Here is a 17919-nt window from a genome sequence, read left to right on the forward strand (position 1 = left end):
CTGATGATTCCTGTTTCTCCTTGAATATCAATAGCCTTCAATGAGAGAGTCAATTCCTGTCTTTGTTCACAGTAGGATACTTCTTGTATTTTTAAATTCTTATTGGATGAAGACATCTGATCCGGCTCATAGTTGGGAATATTTCTGATTTTCAGCTTCTGACTTCCATAAATTCTGACTTTCACTACAGTACTTCCTCCGGTTTCATGACTGAACCCATAAACATTGTAAGTACCATCGTTATAAACATGGGGCATTCGCACTTCTGACCCCATATTATAATTTATCCGGTATTTCTTCTTTTCAAGTGGCGGCAAATATATAAACCCATACCCCTGGTCTTCAAAATAACATGCAATTGACTCTCCGTTAATACTGGCCTCCTGAAGGTGTTGACTTTCTTCCAGGTCAATTTTCAGCACCATGTTTCCAATCAATTCATGTTGATAAATTTCATCCGGCATGTTGCGGTTGTCAATAACAATCTGACCGTCTCCCGGCCTTTTCACCTTAGCGTATTGCTGGTATAACCATTGTGAATAGAATTGTTCGGTGTTCTTCGCTGCATAGCGATCCGTTGTACGCTGAACTTCCCTGTAATATTGGATAAAATTCTTATTTACGGATTCCTGAAGAAACTGATCCTGAGCAAGCCAATTGGGAAAGTGTAACCGGAGCATATTGCAGGTTTGCTCTTCCAGAGGGGTGTGAGGCAAAGTGGCATAGCGATACCACGAAACTCCACCACCAATCTTGCAAATCACGAGTACTCCATTATCCACTCCCCCGGCATTGGGTCCCTCCGGAGGGTCAAGTTCTGAAATAGCGCTAAATGCTGTGGAAACATATTTAACCCCTTTTTGATTCATTATGGATCCCGTACTATATTCACCGTCAGGATTCCAATAGTAACCGGAAGCAGTCGGATCAAAACTCTCCGGAAAAGAATGGCCCTTTTCTTCGGAAAGCCCATACTGTGCCATAATTTGCTTACATGCCTCAATATGTTTTAACATTGTTTCTTTGGGCCAGGGCCTTTTATCCTCTGTATTATACCACTCTGCTCTTTTGCGCACTCCATCCTCAGGCCAGTATTCATGAGCTACTCCGTGAAGCCCAAATTCCAGATGAGCGGAGTGGTTCTTCACAAAATCCATGATCTCAATTTGTTCCGGTCCTATATTTTCTCTGTTATCCCACTGTTTTCTTTTCCAGGTAGTTGTCGGATAATTCTTCAGAACATTCAACCGGTCGAGCTCAGCCAGTATGAACAAACCCCTTATTCGTACTCCGGCTTCTTCAGCGACCCTAACTATCGGCTCATAATCCTTAACATCAAATTCCCTGTCAACCCCGGCTCTGTAGGGACCGGTTAAATCCCCATATCCTTCGTTGTTTCCCTTCATCCATCCCATATCATGAATGGAAAAAGAAAAGGGTTTGGGAAAAGCAATAGCATGACTTCCTGTTTTTCTGTTATCGTCATCTACAGAAAAACCTAAGCCGAAGATTACTACAATAAGAAGTATAAAGATACCCTTTGTTCCATTATTCATATCACAAATCAAACTTCTTTAAATTGGGTCTAAGGACTGTTGACCCTTAGACCCAATTAGTAAATGAATAAAACGCTTATTGGTATCCCCAGTTTTGCTGTAGATCACTCTTGTTTATTTCCGTCAACGGTATGGGGATATAATACATGCGCTCTCTAAAGTTGCGTTCCTGATTTTGTATAATCTCATATGTTAACTCTCCGTTGGGATCCAGATTACCCTCTTCATCTTCCTTCGTCCAGGCAATACCCCTCGCATTTTCATTCAATTCCTCCTCTGCAATCATCCAACGGCGAACATCCCAGAAACGGTGTTCCTCGAATGCAAGTTCTATATGTCGCTCGTGTCTGATTGCCTCAAGAAGCTCCTGAGGATTGGAGTATTCAACATCAGGTAAATCTACCCGGTTACGAATGGTATTAACAGCCTGTTCTGCATTTCCATAATTACCAAGATGCCACTGAGCTTCAGCATAATTCAGGTAAAACTCAGCCAAGCGGAAAAGTATCCTGGGGTTGGTTGGGTTCTGATCTTTAAAATCTACCGATTCATCCTGGAATTTCCGCATAGTATATCCCGTTCTGGCATAATTCCAGGACTCAGGTCCATCTTTGGAATCCAGGCCACCCGGCAAATAGAATTCGGTTTCTCTGCCCCTGTAAGTACATCCCTGGTATACGACGTTGGCGTAGAAACGCATTTCTCTGTTGTCATAAATATTCTCGGGAGAATCATCATAGAGAGGTGATTCGTCAATGGAGAAGCCATCTTCCATTTGGAAATCCTGTACAAAATTATGTATCACACAGTTACCTGACCAACCATGATATCCGTTGGGGGTATTCACATAGCCAATATTAGGCTCCCAGTTTCTGCTATATTTTTCATGACTTGGAGAGGCAAAAATAATTTCGGAATTATTGCTCAGAAAGAGCTCCTGATAATCTTTCCAGTTATCAACCTGAACCAGTGAATATTCATCCATATCAAGCATGGCTTCAGCAGCATCTGATGCTTCCTGCCATTTATTGCTCTTATCATAATCGTAAAGTGGTCCACTTGGTTCTGTACTGGGATCATGGAGTTTACTTGCAGCATAAAGCAGTACTTTGGATTTTAATCCCTGAACAGCGCCTTTGGTCACCCTGCCAAATTCATTAGAGGGCACTGTTGCCGGAACCATCGATTTGGCCTCATCCAGCTCCTTCACGATAAAGTCAACCACATCCTGATAGGGATCCCGGCCTACCTGAAAATCGCTATCGAGTTCAAAAACATCTGTTAAAAGTGGTACACCACCAAAAAGACTGATTAAATCAGCATAGCACCATGCCCTCAGGAATTTCATCTCTCCTTTTAATCGTTCTTTGACATCCTCTTCCGCTTCAACCTCTTCTATTCTATTGAAGAAAATATTGATATTGCGTATATAATCATAGCGGTTATCCCATTTGCTGCCTAAAGCTCCCATTGCACTGGGATCAATAACACCGGAGTTATACACCCAGGTACCATAATCAAAAATAATAAAACTTTGATCGGCATAGGAACTGGACATATTCAGACTCCAATTCTCATCAATACCCCAGCGAGGTAAGGCATTGTAATTGTTCCACACATATTTTTTCACCAGGTCAATTTGGCTCCAAATATCCTGCTCGGAGAAAGATTGTCTGGGCTCCTTATCCAGAACTTCTTCTTCACAGCCCGAGGTTGCAAAGATCAACAGGCCGAATAAGATGATTAATATATTTTTAAAACTTTTCATAATATTTTAGATTTTGTTGATTTATAAATTAAGGTTTATTCCTGCTGTGATGACGGTTTGCTGAGGATAATACTTACCTTCCGCATTGCTCATCTCGGGATCATAGTAATCTCCACCTGTACGCTGACTGATATAGTCTAACGTCCACAGATTGGATCCCTTTATATAAACCCGAACGGAATTAAAAGTGCTATTTGACAGCAATTCAGAAGGCAGATTATAGGAAAGGGTTAAATTCTTAAGTCTGACAAAAGATGCATTATATAACCAGAATTCTGACATCCTGTAATTGTAGTAATCTTCCCTTTCATAAGCCCTTGGGTATTCCGCATCTTTATTATTCTCTGTCCATCTTTTAGTAAACAGGTATTCTGGTAAGTTTGAGTGGGCTCCGCGGATATGAGAAATAAAGTTTTCAGCCTTTGCTTGTCCCTGCCAGAAAGCGTTCAGCCTAAAACCTTTGTATTCCATCCCTGTATTAAATCCAAACTGTATTTTGGGTGTCTGGGAAGTAAATCTTCTTACCCTGTCATCGCCGGTAATCTCACCGTCTCCATTCACGTCCACATATTTAATATCACCGGGCTTTGTCCCTGAAAGTTTTGCTTCTGTATTGTCTACTTCTTCCTGGGTATTGAATATTCCGTCAGTTTTATAAACTACCCACGAATCCATCGGATGTCCTTCTTGTTCTCTAAATTCAGGAACATCTTTGGGTTCAGCCATATAAACGATTTCGTTATGGTTATAGGAAAAATTCCCTCCCAAGTTATATCTAAAATTAGCACCAACTGTATTTTGATGTTCTAATTCTAATTCAATACCTCTATTGTCCACTTTACCCAGATTTTCATCCGGTAAAGACAATCCTGTATAATCAGGTATTTCAGCAGCACGTGAAATCAGTATATCCCTTCTCTTTTCATAGAAATAACTGAGATTCAGGGTTAACATGTCATCAAACATGGTAGCATCGAAACCGTAATTCCAGGTTCTGGCAGATTCCCAGGTAATATTCGGATTCGGCACATTGGCCTGTACAAAAGCATTATACCGAACAGGACTGCCTGCGCCAAAAGGATACCAACTCCAAAGGCCATATTTGGTCAGGTATTGGAAACTTGGCACACGGTCATTACCCATCTTGGCCCAGGAGGCTCTAAGCTTCAAATTATCAAGCCATGAATCGGTAGCAGCCATGAAGGATTCTTCCGAAATCGTCCAACCCACAGATATACTTGGAAATGTACCAAAGCGTCCTTTTTCCGGGAAGTTGAAGGAACCATCCCGTCTTAAAGTAAAATCAAACAAATATTTTCTCTGATAATCGTAACCTATTGAACCAAAATAGTTTACTCTTCCCCATTCACTTGAAGAGCCATGAGATTCCATTCCGCTTGTGCTTGCTGCCCACAAGTCCACCTTCTGATCGCTGATGACATCTCTCCGGTAACCATTCAGATACTCGTAGTATCCTTCATTTTGTTCATAGGCTATAAACCCGGTAAAATTATGGTCCCCAAATGACCTCTCATAGTGTAACCGAATGTTATAAAACTCTTCCCGGGTCGTAGAATTGGTTTTATCCAGATCTGAATAGGTTTGGCCTTCTGTATGCTTTCCAACGTGCTCTATATACTCCTGATCCTCCTGGTCATATGTATAAACCGTCCACAGATCATGAAATAACTCGTCATCACCTATAGAGTAGTCATAAGAAGCATATCCTTCCAAACTCAGTCCTTGTGTAATCCAATCCATATTGTAATCAAAAGACAACTTCGATTCGAATTCCTTGTCATTCTCCTCATTCCAGCCGGCTTCATCGGTTACTGCAACTATCGGATTGGCTCCTACAGGACCGTAGCCGGGCAACCCATTGGGAAATTCTGCCACGAGCATGGGTTTTGCAAGCTGAACCCTGTGGAATATTGATCCCGGACTCTGAGCAGATTCATGACTTCTTCTAACTCTACCCAATAAGTTAAATCCAATATTCAAGTTATCCGAAACCTGTGCATCAACATTTGACCGTATCTGGTATCTATTAAAAGACAAATCTCCTCCTTTATACATTCCTCCTTTAGTAAGATAATCTCCACTCAGGAAATAATTGATATTTTCACTTCCACCCCTTGCAGAAATATTATGATGGGTTTGTGGAGCGAAATCGCGGAATGTCTCCTCATACCAGTCTGTATTGGGGTGTGTTATAGGATTTTCACCGCTTTGAAATTTTTCCAGATCATCGTCTGACCAACGTACTGTTCTTCCATAGCGTTCTGCCATTTCATTTCTATATATGGCATTCTGATAGGAACTCTGCATTTCGGGAACGCGGGTGAAAGTTGAAACTCCGGCACTTGAATTGACAGATATCTCTGCAGTTCCTTCTTGACCACTTTTGGTTTCTATAAGAATTACACCATTGGCAGCGCGGGCTCCATAGATAGCAGCAGAGGCATCCTTTAAAACACTCATACTTTCGATGTCACTTGCAGCTATATTCGAGAAACTACCTCGCGGAACCCCATCTATAACAATTAAGGGTGAATTGTTACCAAAGGTGGATTTACCCCGAACGAGCATCTCCATAGAACTTTGTCCGGGAACGCCTCCCCGGTCGCTGATTTTCAGCCCCGGCATCTTACCTTGTATGGATTTCTGAAGATTATCCATAGCAGGAGCTTCATCAATTTGCTCACCACTTACATCGGAAACCGAACCTGTTAAACGGCCTTTCTCCCTGGTTCCGTAACCAACGGCCACAACCTCTTCCAATTCAGTAATGGCCTGTTCCATAGTTACATTGATCTCTTGCTGTCCCTCAATCTGAATAGTTTTCTCCTGGTAACCAACAAAAGAAAACAAAAGAGTGGCATCAGCAGGAGCTTCAATGGTGTAATTGCCGTCCATGTCTGTCGTTGTTCCAATAGTAGTTCCCTGTACAACGATGTTTACTCCTGGTAAAGGCTCACCTTCTGTATTGGTAACAGTCCCGGAAATCTCAATTTCCTGTTGTAGTGCATCCCGAAAAGAATTTTTAGATTGGGATGAATGTTGATCCTGATTAGCGGATGGATCATTTCCCTCAGCTGCCAAAGAGGAATTCATACACATTCCTCCAATAAAGATCAGCAGCAGTAAACTTTTGCTTAAAATTGTGATCTTCTTTTTCATAATTGAGTTAAAGTTTAAAGGTTATAAAAAATAGTTGAATTGAATTGATTTTATTTTTCTCATCCATCAACCGTTTAGCTTCCAACCCTGACGATATGTAGTACCCGGAGTGGAGGAACGTTTGATGTATCTTTCCGCTTCGCTGCAATTTGTAGCCTTCATATTTTCCGCATCCCATTCCAGTTTTTTCCGCGACTTATGAGCCACGAGGGCCAGCATGTTATTCTCTATCAACTTACCGGCATAATCAAAGTTAGAGAGGGGTTCCGGGCCGCCTTTGCAGGCATCAACCCATTCCTGATAATGGGTCATGGGACCTTCGGTAGAACGGATTGTACCTTTTTCAATTTCAGGAACCTCTTCGGTCGTCTCGCCATCATGGTACCATATCTTCCGATAGCCATAATCAGCAACGATATAGCCTTTCTCCCCTTTAATCACAACAGCTTTAAACCGGTCATTCTCCGGAATATCTTTGGGCTTTCTGCCTCCGTCGCTCCAGTGTACTTTTACCGGCGGGCGCCAGTCGTTGGCCGGATGTTCCCAGGTTGTCTTCAGCCAGAAAGGTACCGTGTCATTGCTGACCGGTGAACCGTCGGCTTCGCAGGAAGTGGGATAATCCAGTTCCAAGGCCCAGGCGGCTATATCCATCATGTGGCTGCCCATATCTCCGATCTGGCCGGCACCGAAATCCCAGAACCAGTTCCATTCCAGGCACCCCCCGTCAATGTAGCTGGGATTGAATGCGTGGTAAGGGCTGGGTCCTACCCAAAGATCCCAGTGAAGGTGGTCGGGTGCGGGGTCCATATTTGTGAAATATCTTCCATGTTTTATTTCTTCACTGGGTACCCGGCTGCACCAAACCCATGCTTCCTGCGGAGTGCCGATGGCACCGCCTCTGACCAGTTCCACCACGCGGCGCACATTTGGATGAGCATGCATCTGGGTGCCCATTTGCGTGCTGAGCCGGCCCCTATTCTTTAGGTAGGTATTGCGTATCATCCGGGACTCCTCTACAGTAATGGCAATAGGTTTCTGGCAAAACACATGAAGGCCTCTGTTCATAGCCCAAATGGAAATGAAGGCATGGGACTGATCATTTGTTGCACAGTAAACCGCATCAACATCTTTTTGCTCCAAGGCTTTTCGCCAGTCAATATAGGTTTTGGCTCCCGGAAACTCCTCCGAGGCTTTTTTGAGATTTTCCTCGTTCACATCGCACAGGGCAACAATGTTTTCATTCTTTAGCACATCGTTGGTTATATCATTCCACCCCATACTGCCAATACCAATAGCAGCAATATTCAGCTTGTCGCTGGGCGCTCTTTTACCGCTCCCGGCAAGCACATGCGAAGGAACAATGGCAAAGGCTGCAGCTGCAGTCAAACCGGTACCCAGAAATTGTCTTCTGGACATTCCATTACTTTCACCCTTTGAATTGTTAGAGTTTTTATTGTTTCTCATCATTAAATTATTAAAATTATTAAATTATACAATAACATTATCGGTAAAATAGGTAGTGATTTTATATCCTAAAAAAATATTACATATGTTAGTTTCTTAAAATTTCCCGGGTCTTCCTCACAAGGGTCTTCATTCCTTCCAGACTATCAGCTCCTCCTTGTTCAAGGGTCATCCAATCTTTGTAACCGATATTGTCGAGGGCTTTCATAACCGCAGCCCAATTCACATCACCTTCTCTCAATGCAACTTCAAAACCGGCCCATCTCCCTTCATTGTCCGCCTTTTCGCGACTAAACTCTTTTATATGGACTTTTGCAATACGTTGACCCAAAATATTAATCCATTGTTCGGGCCATCCATACATCAGAATATTTCCACAATCAAAATAAAACTTCACATAGGGACTTGAAAATTGATCAAGATAATACCTCGCCTCAATAGGACTGAGAAGGAAGTTATTCCATACATTTTCTATCGCAATGGTAACATTTAATTTTTCTGCCAGAGGAATCACTTTTTTTATCTCTTCTATGGTCCGATACCAGCATTCCTCGTAACTGGTTGTCTCATCTACCACACCGGGAACCAAAAGAATGGTATCTGCTCCGTAAGTACTGGCGTCTTCAAGTGTCACTTTCAGAGCATCCCTACCTTTTCTGCGAATCGCTGCATCAGGAGAAGATAAAGGCAAATCCCAGTGTTTTGACCCACAAACACTTGGAATCTTCAATTTGGTGGCTTCGCAGGCTTTTAAAACTTCCTTTCTATCCAGATGACTTGAAACTTCAATGCCATCTAATTCCGCTTTTTTTGAAAGCTCAAACTTTTCTCTGATGGAATCACCTACATTGATAGTACCCCACATCATACCAACTTTTATATCCCTGGAAGATAGTCGGTTATTAGCAGCAAACCCAACTGCAGGCGCAGTGGTAACCGCTATTGAGCCCAATGCCGTTTTTTTTACAAAATTTCTTCTATTCATAGGTAGCCCTCCTTTTTGAAAATGCTTTATCTATTCGGGTAATTCAATAATTTTAATATTTCTGAAGTGGATTTCTGCTCCTTCTGATTCCAGGCAGATATATCCTTTCTGTTGGGAAGATTCGCTGATGCCGTTCACAAATTTCCCGTTTACCGAGAGTTTAATGGTTCCGTCTATACAAACTACATCGTAGGTATTCCATTTTCCTTTTCCTTTGCAGCGGTTCTCAACCGACTTGCTGCGTTTTCCGCGCGGGTTATCCGGTACCACTTCTACCCCACCAACTCCAAACAATTCGCCATGTACATAGGCAAGGGGCGGCTTTTCGCCATTTCGCGTATTTTGGTTCACCCAGTCAAGCTCGAGCATTTGTACTTCCACACCGTCGGGGAGGCGATTATCCCCAGGAACAGCACTGCTCCAAACAAAAGTGCCCGAATTGCCGCCTGCCTCCATGTGCTTCCATTCAATATGCAGGATAAAATTTTCATACTTCTTTTCACTGCGGATCACGCCAATGGGATCTCCTGAACAAATCAACACCTCATCTTTAAGCTTCCATGTATCTGGTTCTGTGTTTACCTGAAACCAGTTCACCTCCTTACCTTCGGAAGCTTTCTCTGAAATTAGCTGATTGTATTGAAGCTCCTGACCAAAAGTGGAAACTTTCTCCTGGGCAGATAAACCTTTAATTGCAAAAGCAAAAAGGATAGAAAAAATAAACCATGCTGTCTTTCTCATTTCTTTAAAATTTAAGATTTTATCAGTAATTAGAAATTTTCAGTTTGAATTGGTATCAAAAAACCTATACCATTTAATTTTGATGGTCTGTAATATCATCCCTCCTGGAATAGTTATATTATCTAAATTTCAGAGACATGCTGCACCTGCCACCTCCTTTAATGTTTTCCTAAAAATAAAAAAACTTTCAAAAAAAAGTTAAAAAATCCTAAAATATTTTTGTATCTTTTTATACAGGTACTTTTTGATATACTACCATCTCCGAAAGAATCTGGCCGTCAACATCTGATTGCAGGGAGGCAAAGCGGGAAATATTTCCCCACTCCCGCTTCAGCACCAAAACTACCGAACCGCTGCACAAGTTGCAGTAACCATCGAAGAGGACAATTGGTTGTAGGTTGATAAGGGCATCCAATCAAAGATTTATAAGCTTAATTTTAATTATTTTTAGACAAAAAATATTACAAAACTTGTATAAAAGCAATTACATTCATATTAATAAATTTAAATGTGTACATTATGGATAGAAGAAATTTTATCAGGAAGTCTGCTCTTGTAAGCGCCGGACTGGCTCTGGGCAGTAATGCTTTGGGTGAGCCAATTCATAAATCGGATAACAACAAAGCGAAGATCGTTGCTGCAATACCTCTGCCGATTCATGTTGTCATAGATGATGTTGGATGGTGGTCGGGAGAGGACGGGAGTGAATGGGAGGAGCCCTATCGTACCGGCATAAACCGCAATCATGTGCCCGATGACTACAGAGCTATTGTCCGTCTGGGCGGGGAGCTGAACATACGACCACAGGCGGCGATGATCCTTTGTGAATGGGACAAAGAGAATGTTTTGCGTAAAGTGCCTACCAGTACCTGGATGGGATCAAACTGGGATAATTCCAAATGGGTGGGTCCCTGGCTCGAAGAAGCCGCGGAGATTATACGGAACAACAAGGATCACTTTGAGCTAACCCTTCACGGTATTGGTCATGAATATTGGAAAGGGGATACATTCACAAGGGCTGAATGGGCTAACAATGAGGGCATAATGCGGTCTTTGGATCAGGTGAAAAAACACCTGGAATTTTTTGGAGTGCTTTTGCGTCAGCATAATCTTGGACCTCTTCCCACTTCCTTTGTCCCCACTGCTTTCAGGCATGGTTTTGGACCCACCGGCAGCCACGATATAAGCATGGCCGAAGTCCTGGCCAATCATGGGTTTAAATACATTAATACCCCGTTTAGCAGTATGCTTAATGCTCAAGCTACCCAATACGAAAAATTCGGATTTGACTCCCAAGTGATCACCGTAGACCGGGGCCGGGATATACTGTCATGGGACACAATTGGCAAAGGTCCGGGAGGCGAAGTACACGGAGCTACCTGCGGAATGCACTGGCCGAATATCCTGCATCCGGATCCCAATCGCAATTTCGAGATTGTGGACAAATGGATCAAATTCCTGAAACCCTATAACAACAGGCTTGATACTATGCTGGCGGCAAATTCACTGGAATTTCGCCATCAACTTGTACAACACGCCTGTACCAAGCCAAAAGTCAACGGAAACACAATCATACTGGATTTCAGAAATGTTGATAAAATACCGGGAAAATTGGGAAAGAATACCTTGACCCTGAAAATTAAAAGTCTTCAGAAAATGTCATTTAAAGCCAACGGCATTAAGATAATTGATAAAAGCATCGTTGAGCATGAAGATACTCAACTTTATACACTTCAGCTTGATAGGATGCCCCGGAAAAAAGAAGCCCGTATAGATGCAGTGCGCACCGAACATTAAAAATTATGGCTCATAGGATAATTTAAGCTACATACACTTATTTTTCAAACAATTATCTCAGAATCTGAAAGTAGATCCTGAAAATATCCTATCAACTATTCTCCAATATATACCTCCAGCAATTTAACCGAAGGATGAGGTATATAAACCAGATGTTCTATAGAAGCGGGAACAAGTATTGTTTCACCTTTTTCTATTAACACTGAATTCTCCTCATTGTAGGTTATTTCCACCTTACCATCCATACACATATACACAACGAAGGAATCCAGCTCTATCATGTCCCTTTGACGGGGTTTATCCAGTTCAAGAATATTGGTGGTGAAGTAATCACATCGGACAACCGGAGAAGACTCATTCTTTTTAAGTTCATAATGTGTTTTATATTCCCCGTAATATGTATAATCGATGGCATCCAGGGCCTGGTCGGTATGCAGTTGCCTGGGCTTACCATCCTTCCCCACTCTGTTCCAGTCATAGATGCGATAAGTAATGTCGGAAGTCTGCTGGATTTCGGCCAGCAGAATACCGGCACCTATGGCATGCACCCTGCCTGCCGGAAGATAAAAAACATCTCCGGCCTGCACTTTTTCATGATTTAAAATTTCAGGCAATGTATTGTTATTGAGATGCCTGAGGTAGGTTTCCTTATCCATCTCCCGGTTGAAACCGGAAATAAGTTCCGCACCTTCCTCGGCAGCAATCACATACCACATCTCGGTTTTGCCGTTGTCGTTATGCCGCTCTCTGGCCATCTCATCATCGGGATGCACCTGGATGGACAAAACATCATTGGCATCGATGAATTTGAAGAGCAAAGGAAACTTTTCACCATAGGTGTCAAATATTTTCTCCCCTACCAGATCCCCCATATATACTTCAATTAATTCCGGCAGGGTGTTACCGACCAAAAAGCCATTCTTAACCACCGAGTAATTATCTTTTACAGCGGAAAGTTCCCAGCTCTCACCTATTTTCTGATCGGTGGGAATATCTTTGTTCAGTTCTGTCCTTAACCGTTGATCGCCCCAAATAACCTCTTTAAAAACAGGCTTGAATTTAAATGGATATAATTCTCTCATAAATACAGTTTTTCAATTAACAATATGACATCCGAAAGGTTTTCAAGTGTTGTTTTTTTTCAGATTTTATAGTCATATGAATCCCAAAAGATTCAGCGACACCGAGCCATCCACATTTCAGAATATCTTTGAACGACCGAAAATGGGTTCTTCTCTGTGTATCCATCTTCCTCCGGTGAAGTCCGGAAAATTGACCGGCTGGCTGCCCAGTGAGACAGACTTTTCAGATAACGGGGTTATGGAACTCCAGGCGGCAGCATCGTAAACATCCATGGGAGGATGTGCATTTTGTTTCACACATTCCACAAAGGTACGGTCGGTAAAATAATCAATTCCTCCATGTCCTGCCTCTCTGGCTGCTTTTTCGTATTTCTTCCACAGGGGATGGTCATATTTCTTCATCCAGGCATCGTAATCATCACCGGTTTCCCACTGATGGTGTTTGGATTTGCCTTCTATATATATCCTTCTGCCCTCATATTGGCCGTTCCATACACCTCCGGTGCCATGAAGCGTAAATCCCCAGGAATACGGACGGGGCAAATTGGTGTCATGACTGATGACTATACTTTCCCCGTTAGCGGTTTTTATTATGGTCGTAACGATATCTCCCAGTTCCCAGTCGAGCTTTGCATTGGGATGATCGGAACCTCCCTGACTGACAATATATTCATGTAATCCTGCCGATTTGGTAGCCACAGACGTAAGGTACTCAAACTGGTTTCCTCTATTAATATTGAACCATTTGGCTACGGGTCCCACCCCATGAGTGGGATAAAGGTCTGCATTTCTTTTCAGTGAATGCTGGGTTCTCCATCTGGATTCTCCACTCGTATTTTTTCCGAATTCTGCTCCTTCAAATTTCACGCCTCTCAGATCATGCTTGTACCCACATGTTGCATGAACCGGAGTTCCAAAAAGATTATCCCGCAACATTTGCAATACAGCCAATACCTCCCGGGCATAATTTACATTTTCCAGAAACATCAACTGAGTTCCTGATTCTTCGTGGGCATGTACCAAGTCCCAGCAACCTTCCAGAGTAGTAGCAGCAGGAACTTCCAATCCAACATACTTTCCGGCTTTCATAGCATCTACTGCCATAGGTGAATGCCATACCCAGGGGGTTGCAATCAGAACTCCGTCAATATCCTCCCGTTCCAAAAGTTTGCGGTAAGCATACTCATGATCGGTATACGTTTCTGCTTCTTCAAGGCCATTATCCTTCAATAACTTTTGGGTCTTGGCAATGGCTTCGGAATCAATATCACAGATGGCAGGAATAACAACATCCTTTCTTTGTGAAATGAGACCGAGATGAGACCTTCCTCTACCTCCTACTCCGATAAATCCGATTGATACATTATTTTGACTCCCATAAGAGCTTTTTCCAAGCGCAGAACCCGGAGTAAAAGCTAGTCCGAGTCCGGCGACAGTAGTGGTTTTAAGAAAGTTCCGGCGATTTACATTGTTTTTCATAAGGCTTTCGATTAAGATGAATGGATCAATTTTTTTTATTTATTGCATTTCGTATGATTGCCTTTCGTTGATATATTTTTCTACCATATCCTCATAGGCCTGCATCAGAAAAGCCATCAGTGAATTCTCCGGGGAAAAATAAATATTGTCGATTCGCCTGATGGGCAAAATCTTAGGTGTAGTTCCCGAAAGAAACGCAGTTCCAAATTCATTCAACTCCTTCTGATGCACTTTCCGCTTTTGTAAATCCAGATGGTGCGCCTGGCATATCTCCAGGATCTTACTTCGGGCGATACCTTGCAATACCTTCTCATCGGGAGGGGTAACGAGCTTGCTGCCTGTTATGAAGAAAATATTCGACCGGCTTCCTTCATAAATATAACCCTCCTCATCCACAAGCAAAGCTTCGTAAACTGATGATTCCCGGATCCTGTCGTCAGCCTTGAGCCGAGCTTGTGTATTAAGCATTTTCACGTTGGGATCATTTCGTACGGCCCGGCAAAGGGTCGTTGCCACACCATTTTGATATTGATGCTTTGTGGGCGGCTCATAACGGTCAAAATAAAACCACAGATCATAATCCCGGGGCTGCGGATAATTGTAAAAGTTTACCACGATTCTGATCTTTCCCGAACGCACCGGATTTTTCCTTATCAGTTTGCGGATCTGATTCCTTATTGCCTCTTCATTCTCCTTAATTCCAAGGTTTTCTAATTCCAGGGAGTGATAAAGCCGATGCAGATGATCTTCCAGAAAAACTGCCACGGAATCTTTTACCCGAACAATTTCATATACTGAAAACCCACCTGAAGCCTCTTCTCTATAAAAATCGTCCTCCGGCTTCAACCGGTCATTCAGCAAATAATATGTACCAGCGTCATCATTCATGAATCACGTTTCTCATTTCAGACAAATGTACAATATCCTTCTTAAAAGATTCAATCAATTGGAATCTTTATCTTATCCCCTTTAAAAATCAATTGACAAATAAGCCATTAAGATAACCCTCTTCAGGCTTATTATTTTTTGTTGATCTCCGGAAACAACGTAACAGTAGTGAATAAATAGAGTCTAAATAGGTTTTGTACGTTATCGGACGTCCGATGTATCGATACCGAACAACCCAATAAAAATTAAATTAAAATAAAACACTGATATATAGTTACAAATAAAAAATGGCATATAAATTGATAAGATGACGACAAATTAATGATACTATGATTGCTTTAAAAAACCTTCATAAATCTTAACAAATAGAAAAAACCGAACAGTCATGATAGGACTCATTTTAGTTGCAATAGCGTTAATCATCAGCTTTATACAGACACTCACCTAATAAAGACCGTTGGTGTGCATTACCGCAATCTCTTTTTATCCAATATATGAGAAAAAAGAAACCCTTCTGGCATACCGGTATTGACAGGGTTTCTTTTTTTTCTTATCATTTCTTCTTTATCAGAAGGTATATCTGATGGATAAAGCACCTCCGTATCCCCAGAAACCGGGATAACCGGTGAAATTCAGGGAAGGATTGTAATCAACGCTCAGAGAAATGGGAATCTCCTGTATCTTATATTCAATGCCCACGATACCATCAACTCCAATAACCAGAAATTCTCCGCGACCATCCACCCAGGGATACTCATTGTTCCAGTTCCCTATATGTCCGCCGGCACCATAATACCAGTTCAACCCTTCCACATCAAAAGCACGGGCATGCCATTCGTACAAACCCGTCAAGTTCATACCCCACCGGCCAAATGAAACGATTCCTTCCAGCGCGGCATCCTCTTTAACAAAATGTTTTACCGTCAATCCTGAAACAAAGGTACCTCTTAAACCAATACCCGTGTTATAATCCTGGGCATAAACCGTTGAACCCATCAACGCAAGCAATGTAATGAACAATAATTTCTTCATAAATTCATCATCTTTATTTGGTTTAACAAATCATTCAATATTGTAATTTCCATACTTTATATTAAATAAAAATCTTCTATAACCCTCATAACAAGCTATCTATAATATAACGGGTATCTCATCCCACACACCACAAATATAGGAAAATCAATCCGATGAAGCAGGCTTTGACCTGGGAAACTTCATGCCGCTCATATTGGCACTTCACCATGTCCTTTGTATCCATGAAAAAATTATCAAACGGTTTAACTGAAAGTTTTTATATTTGAAATCCATAATCAGCAAGCCCAAAACTTATGAAAAAAGCAACAATTACTATACTCATTCTGCTCATCTTTCTTGCTTCCTGTGGTTCCCGAACCGGCGATGAGAACACCGAAAGCATTGACATAGCTACACTGCGGGGGCCTTCTGCAATCAGTATGATCCATATGATCGACAGCCTTCAGACCATACAGGACAGGAAAGTCAATTTTCAGATCAAAAATGAGCCCTTACAAATCAGGCCGCTGCTTTTTCAAGAAAAGGTAGAATTTGCCGTGGTACCCACCAATATGGCTTCGATACTTTACAACAAAGGGGTCAATTATCAGTTGGCGGCTGTTCCGGTCTGGGGAACGCTTTATCTTTTCGGGAAAAGTGAGGAAGTCACTTCGTGGGATGATTTGAAGGGTAAAAAAATCCACCTGATGGCCAAGGGTATGACTCCTGATGTAATGTTCAGGTATCTGCTGGACAAAAATGGCATTGATCCCCAAAAAGATGTAGCACTGGATTACTCTTTCCCCACCCATATTGAGCTGGCCAATGCTGTAGCTTCAGGTAAAGCTGATCTCGGAGTTATCTCAGAACCTATGGTAAGCATGGTTATAAGCAAAAATAACCGGATAAAACCGGTGATTAGCCTTAATGAAGCATGGAAAAACCAAACCGGCATGGAAATACCCCAGACAGCCCTGTTGGTGCATAAGGAATTTGCAGAGAATAATAAGCAGGAAGTCAATCAATTTTTAAGAAAGTACGCTGAATCAACCCGTTGGATAAACAACCATCCAAAGAACGGCTCTCAACTGATTGTTAAAAACAACATTCTGGAGAGCGAACAAGTAGCATATCAGTCAATACCCCGGTGTAATATAAAATTCACATATGCTTACGACGTCAGGGAGATGGTTACCGATTACCTGAAAATTTTTCACCAGATGAATCCCGACATCATAGGAGGTAAATTACCGGATGAAGATTTTTATTACAAAAAATAAAAGCATCACACTCCTGTCTGTTCTTTTTCTTATAGGCTTATGGAAAGCCGGATCATTGATCGTTGCTTCAGAGCTTATTCTCCCCTCTCCTGAAAAAACCGCTATAGCGGTAGGTGAGCTTTTTCTGGATGAAGCATTCCTCCGTATTATAGGTTCTACCATTCTGAGGGGGCTCACCGGATTTTTCATTTCTTTCATCTTAGCGGTCATCCTGGGTATAGCAGCGGGCATCAACGAAAGTTTTTATGCTTTTCTGCAGCCCATTTTAGTAACCATACGCTCCACGCCCGTGATCTCGTTCATCCTGCTGGCCCTGATATGGTTTGATGTCAGCCAGGTGCCTGTTTTCATAGCCCTGCTTACCATGTTTCCCTTTATATGCACCAACATCATCGATGGCATTAAAAACGTAAGTCCCAAACTGCTTGTACTGGCAAAAGTGTACCGTGTAAAGACCAAACACATCATCAAAGATATATATTTACCTGCCATTGCGCCCTTCATCTTTAGTGGCGTTTCCAGCGCTATGGGTTTCGGCTGGCGGGCCATCATTATAGGAGAGGTATTGAGTCAGCCCAGGTACGGTATAGGGACTTTCATGCAGAACGCACAAACTTACCTGCTGGTAGATAAAGTAATTGCATGGACCCTTATAGCCATTATGCTGAGTTATTTCTTTGACCAT

The 17919-nt window shown here is 42.1% G+C and carries 14 protein-coding genes; 3 read left to right on the forward strand and 11 right to left on the reverse strand.

The window, feature by feature from the left end:
- From KGY70_07795 to KGY70_07825, 7 genes are all read right to left on the reverse strand, one after another.
- On the reverse strand, positions 1 to 1556 hold a 1556-nt coding region (locus KGY70_07795; protein ID MBS3775072.1), incomplete at its 3' end, for a hypothetical protein.
- A 76-nt stretch (positions 1557 to 1632) separates the two neighbouring features.
- The gene (locus tag KGY70_07800; GenBank protein ID MBS3775073.1) at positions 1633 to 3324 is read right to left on the reverse strand and encodes a RagB/SusD family nutrient uptake outer membrane protein; all 1692 of its coding nucleotides are present in this window, start codon (positions 3322 to 3324) and stop codon (positions 1633 to 1635) included.
- A 21-nt stretch (positions 3325 to 3345) separates the two neighbouring features.
- Positions 3346 to 6504, reverse strand: a complete 3159-nt coding sequence (locus KGY70_07805; GenBank protein MBS3775074.1) for a TonB-dependent receptor — start codon at positions 6502 to 6504, stop codon at positions 3346 to 3348.
- 66 nt (positions 6505 to 6570) lie between these two features.
- The gene (locus KGY70_07810; GenBank protein ID MBS3775075.1) at positions 6571 to 7920 is read right to left on the reverse strand and encodes a Gfo/Idh/MocA family oxidoreductase; all 1350 of its coding nucleotides are present in this window, start codon (positions 7918 to 7920) and stop codon (positions 6571 to 6573) included.
- A 136-nt stretch (positions 7921 to 8056) separates the two neighbouring features.
- A complete protein-coding gene (locus KGY70_07815; GenBank protein MBS3775076.1) occupies positions 8057 to 8953 on the reverse strand; it encodes a sugar phosphate isomerase/epimerase in 897 nt (298 codons plus the stop codon).
- 30 nt (positions 8954 to 8983) lie between these two features.
- Positions 8984 to 9694: a DUF1080 domain-containing protein gene (locus KGY70_07820; GenBank protein MBS3775077.1), complete on the reverse strand. Its 711-nt coding sequence runs from the start codon at positions 9692 to 9694 to the stop codon at positions 8984 to 8986.
- Positions 9695 to 9923: 229 nt separating this feature from the next.
- A complete protein-coding gene (locus KGY70_07825) occupies positions 9924 to 10109 on the reverse strand; it encodes a DUF393 domain-containing protein (GenBank protein ID MBS3775078.1) in 186 nt (61 codons plus the stop codon).
- Positions 10110 to 10213: 104 nt separating this feature from the next.
- On the opposite strand from KGY70_07825, the gene KGY70_07830 reads away from it, so the two are divergent.
- Positions 10214 to 11491 (forward strand): hypothetical protein, encoded by a 1278-nt coding sequence (locus tag KGY70_07830; protein MBS3775079.1) that lies wholly within the window; start codon positions 10214 to 10216, stop codon positions 11489 to 11491.
- 95 nt (positions 11492 to 11586) lie between these two features.
- Here the strand turns inward: KGY70_07830 and KGY70_07835 are convergent, their stop codons facing one another.
- The 4 genes from KGY70_07835 to KGY70_07850 all read right to left on the reverse strand — a co-directional run bounded on the left by KGY70_07835 (position 11587) and on the right by KGY70_07850 (position 15972).
- Complete coding sequence (locus KGY70_07835; protein ID MBS3775080.1) at positions 11587 to 12573, reverse strand: class I mannose-6-phosphate isomerase; 987 nt, start codon at positions 12571 to 12573, stop codon at positions 11587 to 11589.
- A gap of 117 nt (positions 12574 to 12690) precedes the next feature.
- Positions 12691 to 14052, reverse strand: coding sequence for a Gfo/Idh/MocA family oxidoreductase (locus tag KGY70_07840; GenBank protein ID MBS3775081.1), 1362 nt, complete (start codon positions 14050 to 14052; stop codon positions 12691 to 12693).
- Between the two features lie 39 nt (positions 14053 to 14091).
- Positions 14092 to 14940, reverse strand: coding sequence for an aminotransferase class IV (locus tag KGY70_07845; GenBank protein MBS3775082.1), 849 nt, complete (start codon positions 14938 to 14940; stop codon positions 14092 to 14094).
- Between the two features lie 567 nt (positions 14941 to 15507).
- Entirely contained in the window at positions 15508 to 15972 is a 465-nt protein-coding gene (locus KGY70_07850) for a hypothetical protein (protein MBS3775083.1), read from the reverse strand.
- 296 nt (positions 15973 to 16268) lie between these two features.
- On the opposite strand from KGY70_07850, the gene KGY70_07855 reads away from it, so the two are divergent.
- Both KGY70_07855 and KGY70_07860 read left to right on the forward strand, forming a co-directional pair.
- Positions 16269 to 17234: an ABC transporter substrate-binding protein gene (locus tag KGY70_07855; GenBank protein MBS3775084.1), complete on the forward strand. Its 966-nt coding sequence runs from the start codon at positions 16269 to 16271 to the stop codon at positions 17232 to 17234.
- On the forward strand, positions 17209 to 17919 hold a 711-nt coding region (locus tag KGY70_07860), incomplete at its 3' end, for an ABC transporter permease subunit (protein MBS3775085.1). The genes KGY70_07855 and KGY70_07860, both read left to right, overlap by 26 nt.

The organism is Bacteroidales bacterium, assembly GCA_018334875.1.
Lineage (GTDB): Bacteria > Bacteroidota > Bacteroidia > Bacteroidales > UBA12077 > JAGXLC01.

Coding starts and splice junctions, on each gene's coding strand:
- KGY70_07800 (MBS3775073.1), bottom strand. CDS start 3,324: ATGAAAAGTTTTAAAAATATATTAATCATCTTATTCGGCCTGTTGATC.
- KGY70_07805 (MBS3775074.1), bottom strand. CDS start 6,504: ATGAAAAAGAAGATCACAATTTTAAGCAAAAGTTTACTGCTGCTGATC.
- KGY70_07810 (MBS3775075.1), bottom strand. CDS start 7,920: ATGTCCAGAAGACAATTTCTGGGTACCGGTTTGACTGCAGCTGCAGCC.
- KGY70_07815 (MBS3775076.1), bottom strand. CDS start 8,953: ATGAATAGAAGAAATTTTGTAAAAAAAACGGCATTGGGCTCAATAGCG.
- KGY70_07820 (MBS3775077.1), bottom strand. CDS start 9,694: ATGAGAAAGACAGCATGGTTTATTTTTTCTATCCTTTTTGCTTTTGCA.
- KGY70_07830 (MBS3775079.1), top strand. CDS start 10,214: ATGGATAGAAGAAATTTTATCAGGAAGTCTGCTCTTGTAAGCGCCGGA.
- KGY70_07835 (MBS3775080.1), bottom strand. CDS start 12,573: ATGAGAGAATTATATCCATTTAAATTCAAGCCTGTTTTTAAAGAGGTT.
- KGY70_07840 (MBS3775081.1), bottom strand. CDS start 14,052: ATGAAAAACAATGTAAATCGCCGGAACTTTCTTAAAACCACTACTGTC.
- KGY70_07845 (MBS3775082.1), bottom strand. CDS start 14,940: ATGAATGATGACGCTGGTACATATTATTTGCTGAATGACCGGTTGAAG.
- KGY70_07850 (MBS3775083.1), bottom strand. CDS start 15,972: ATGAAGAAATTATTGTTCATTACATTGCTTGCGTTGATGGGTTCAACG.
- KGY70_07855 (MBS3775084.1), top strand. CDS start 16,269: ATGAAAAAAGCAACAATTACTATACTCATTCTGCTCATCTTTCTTGCT.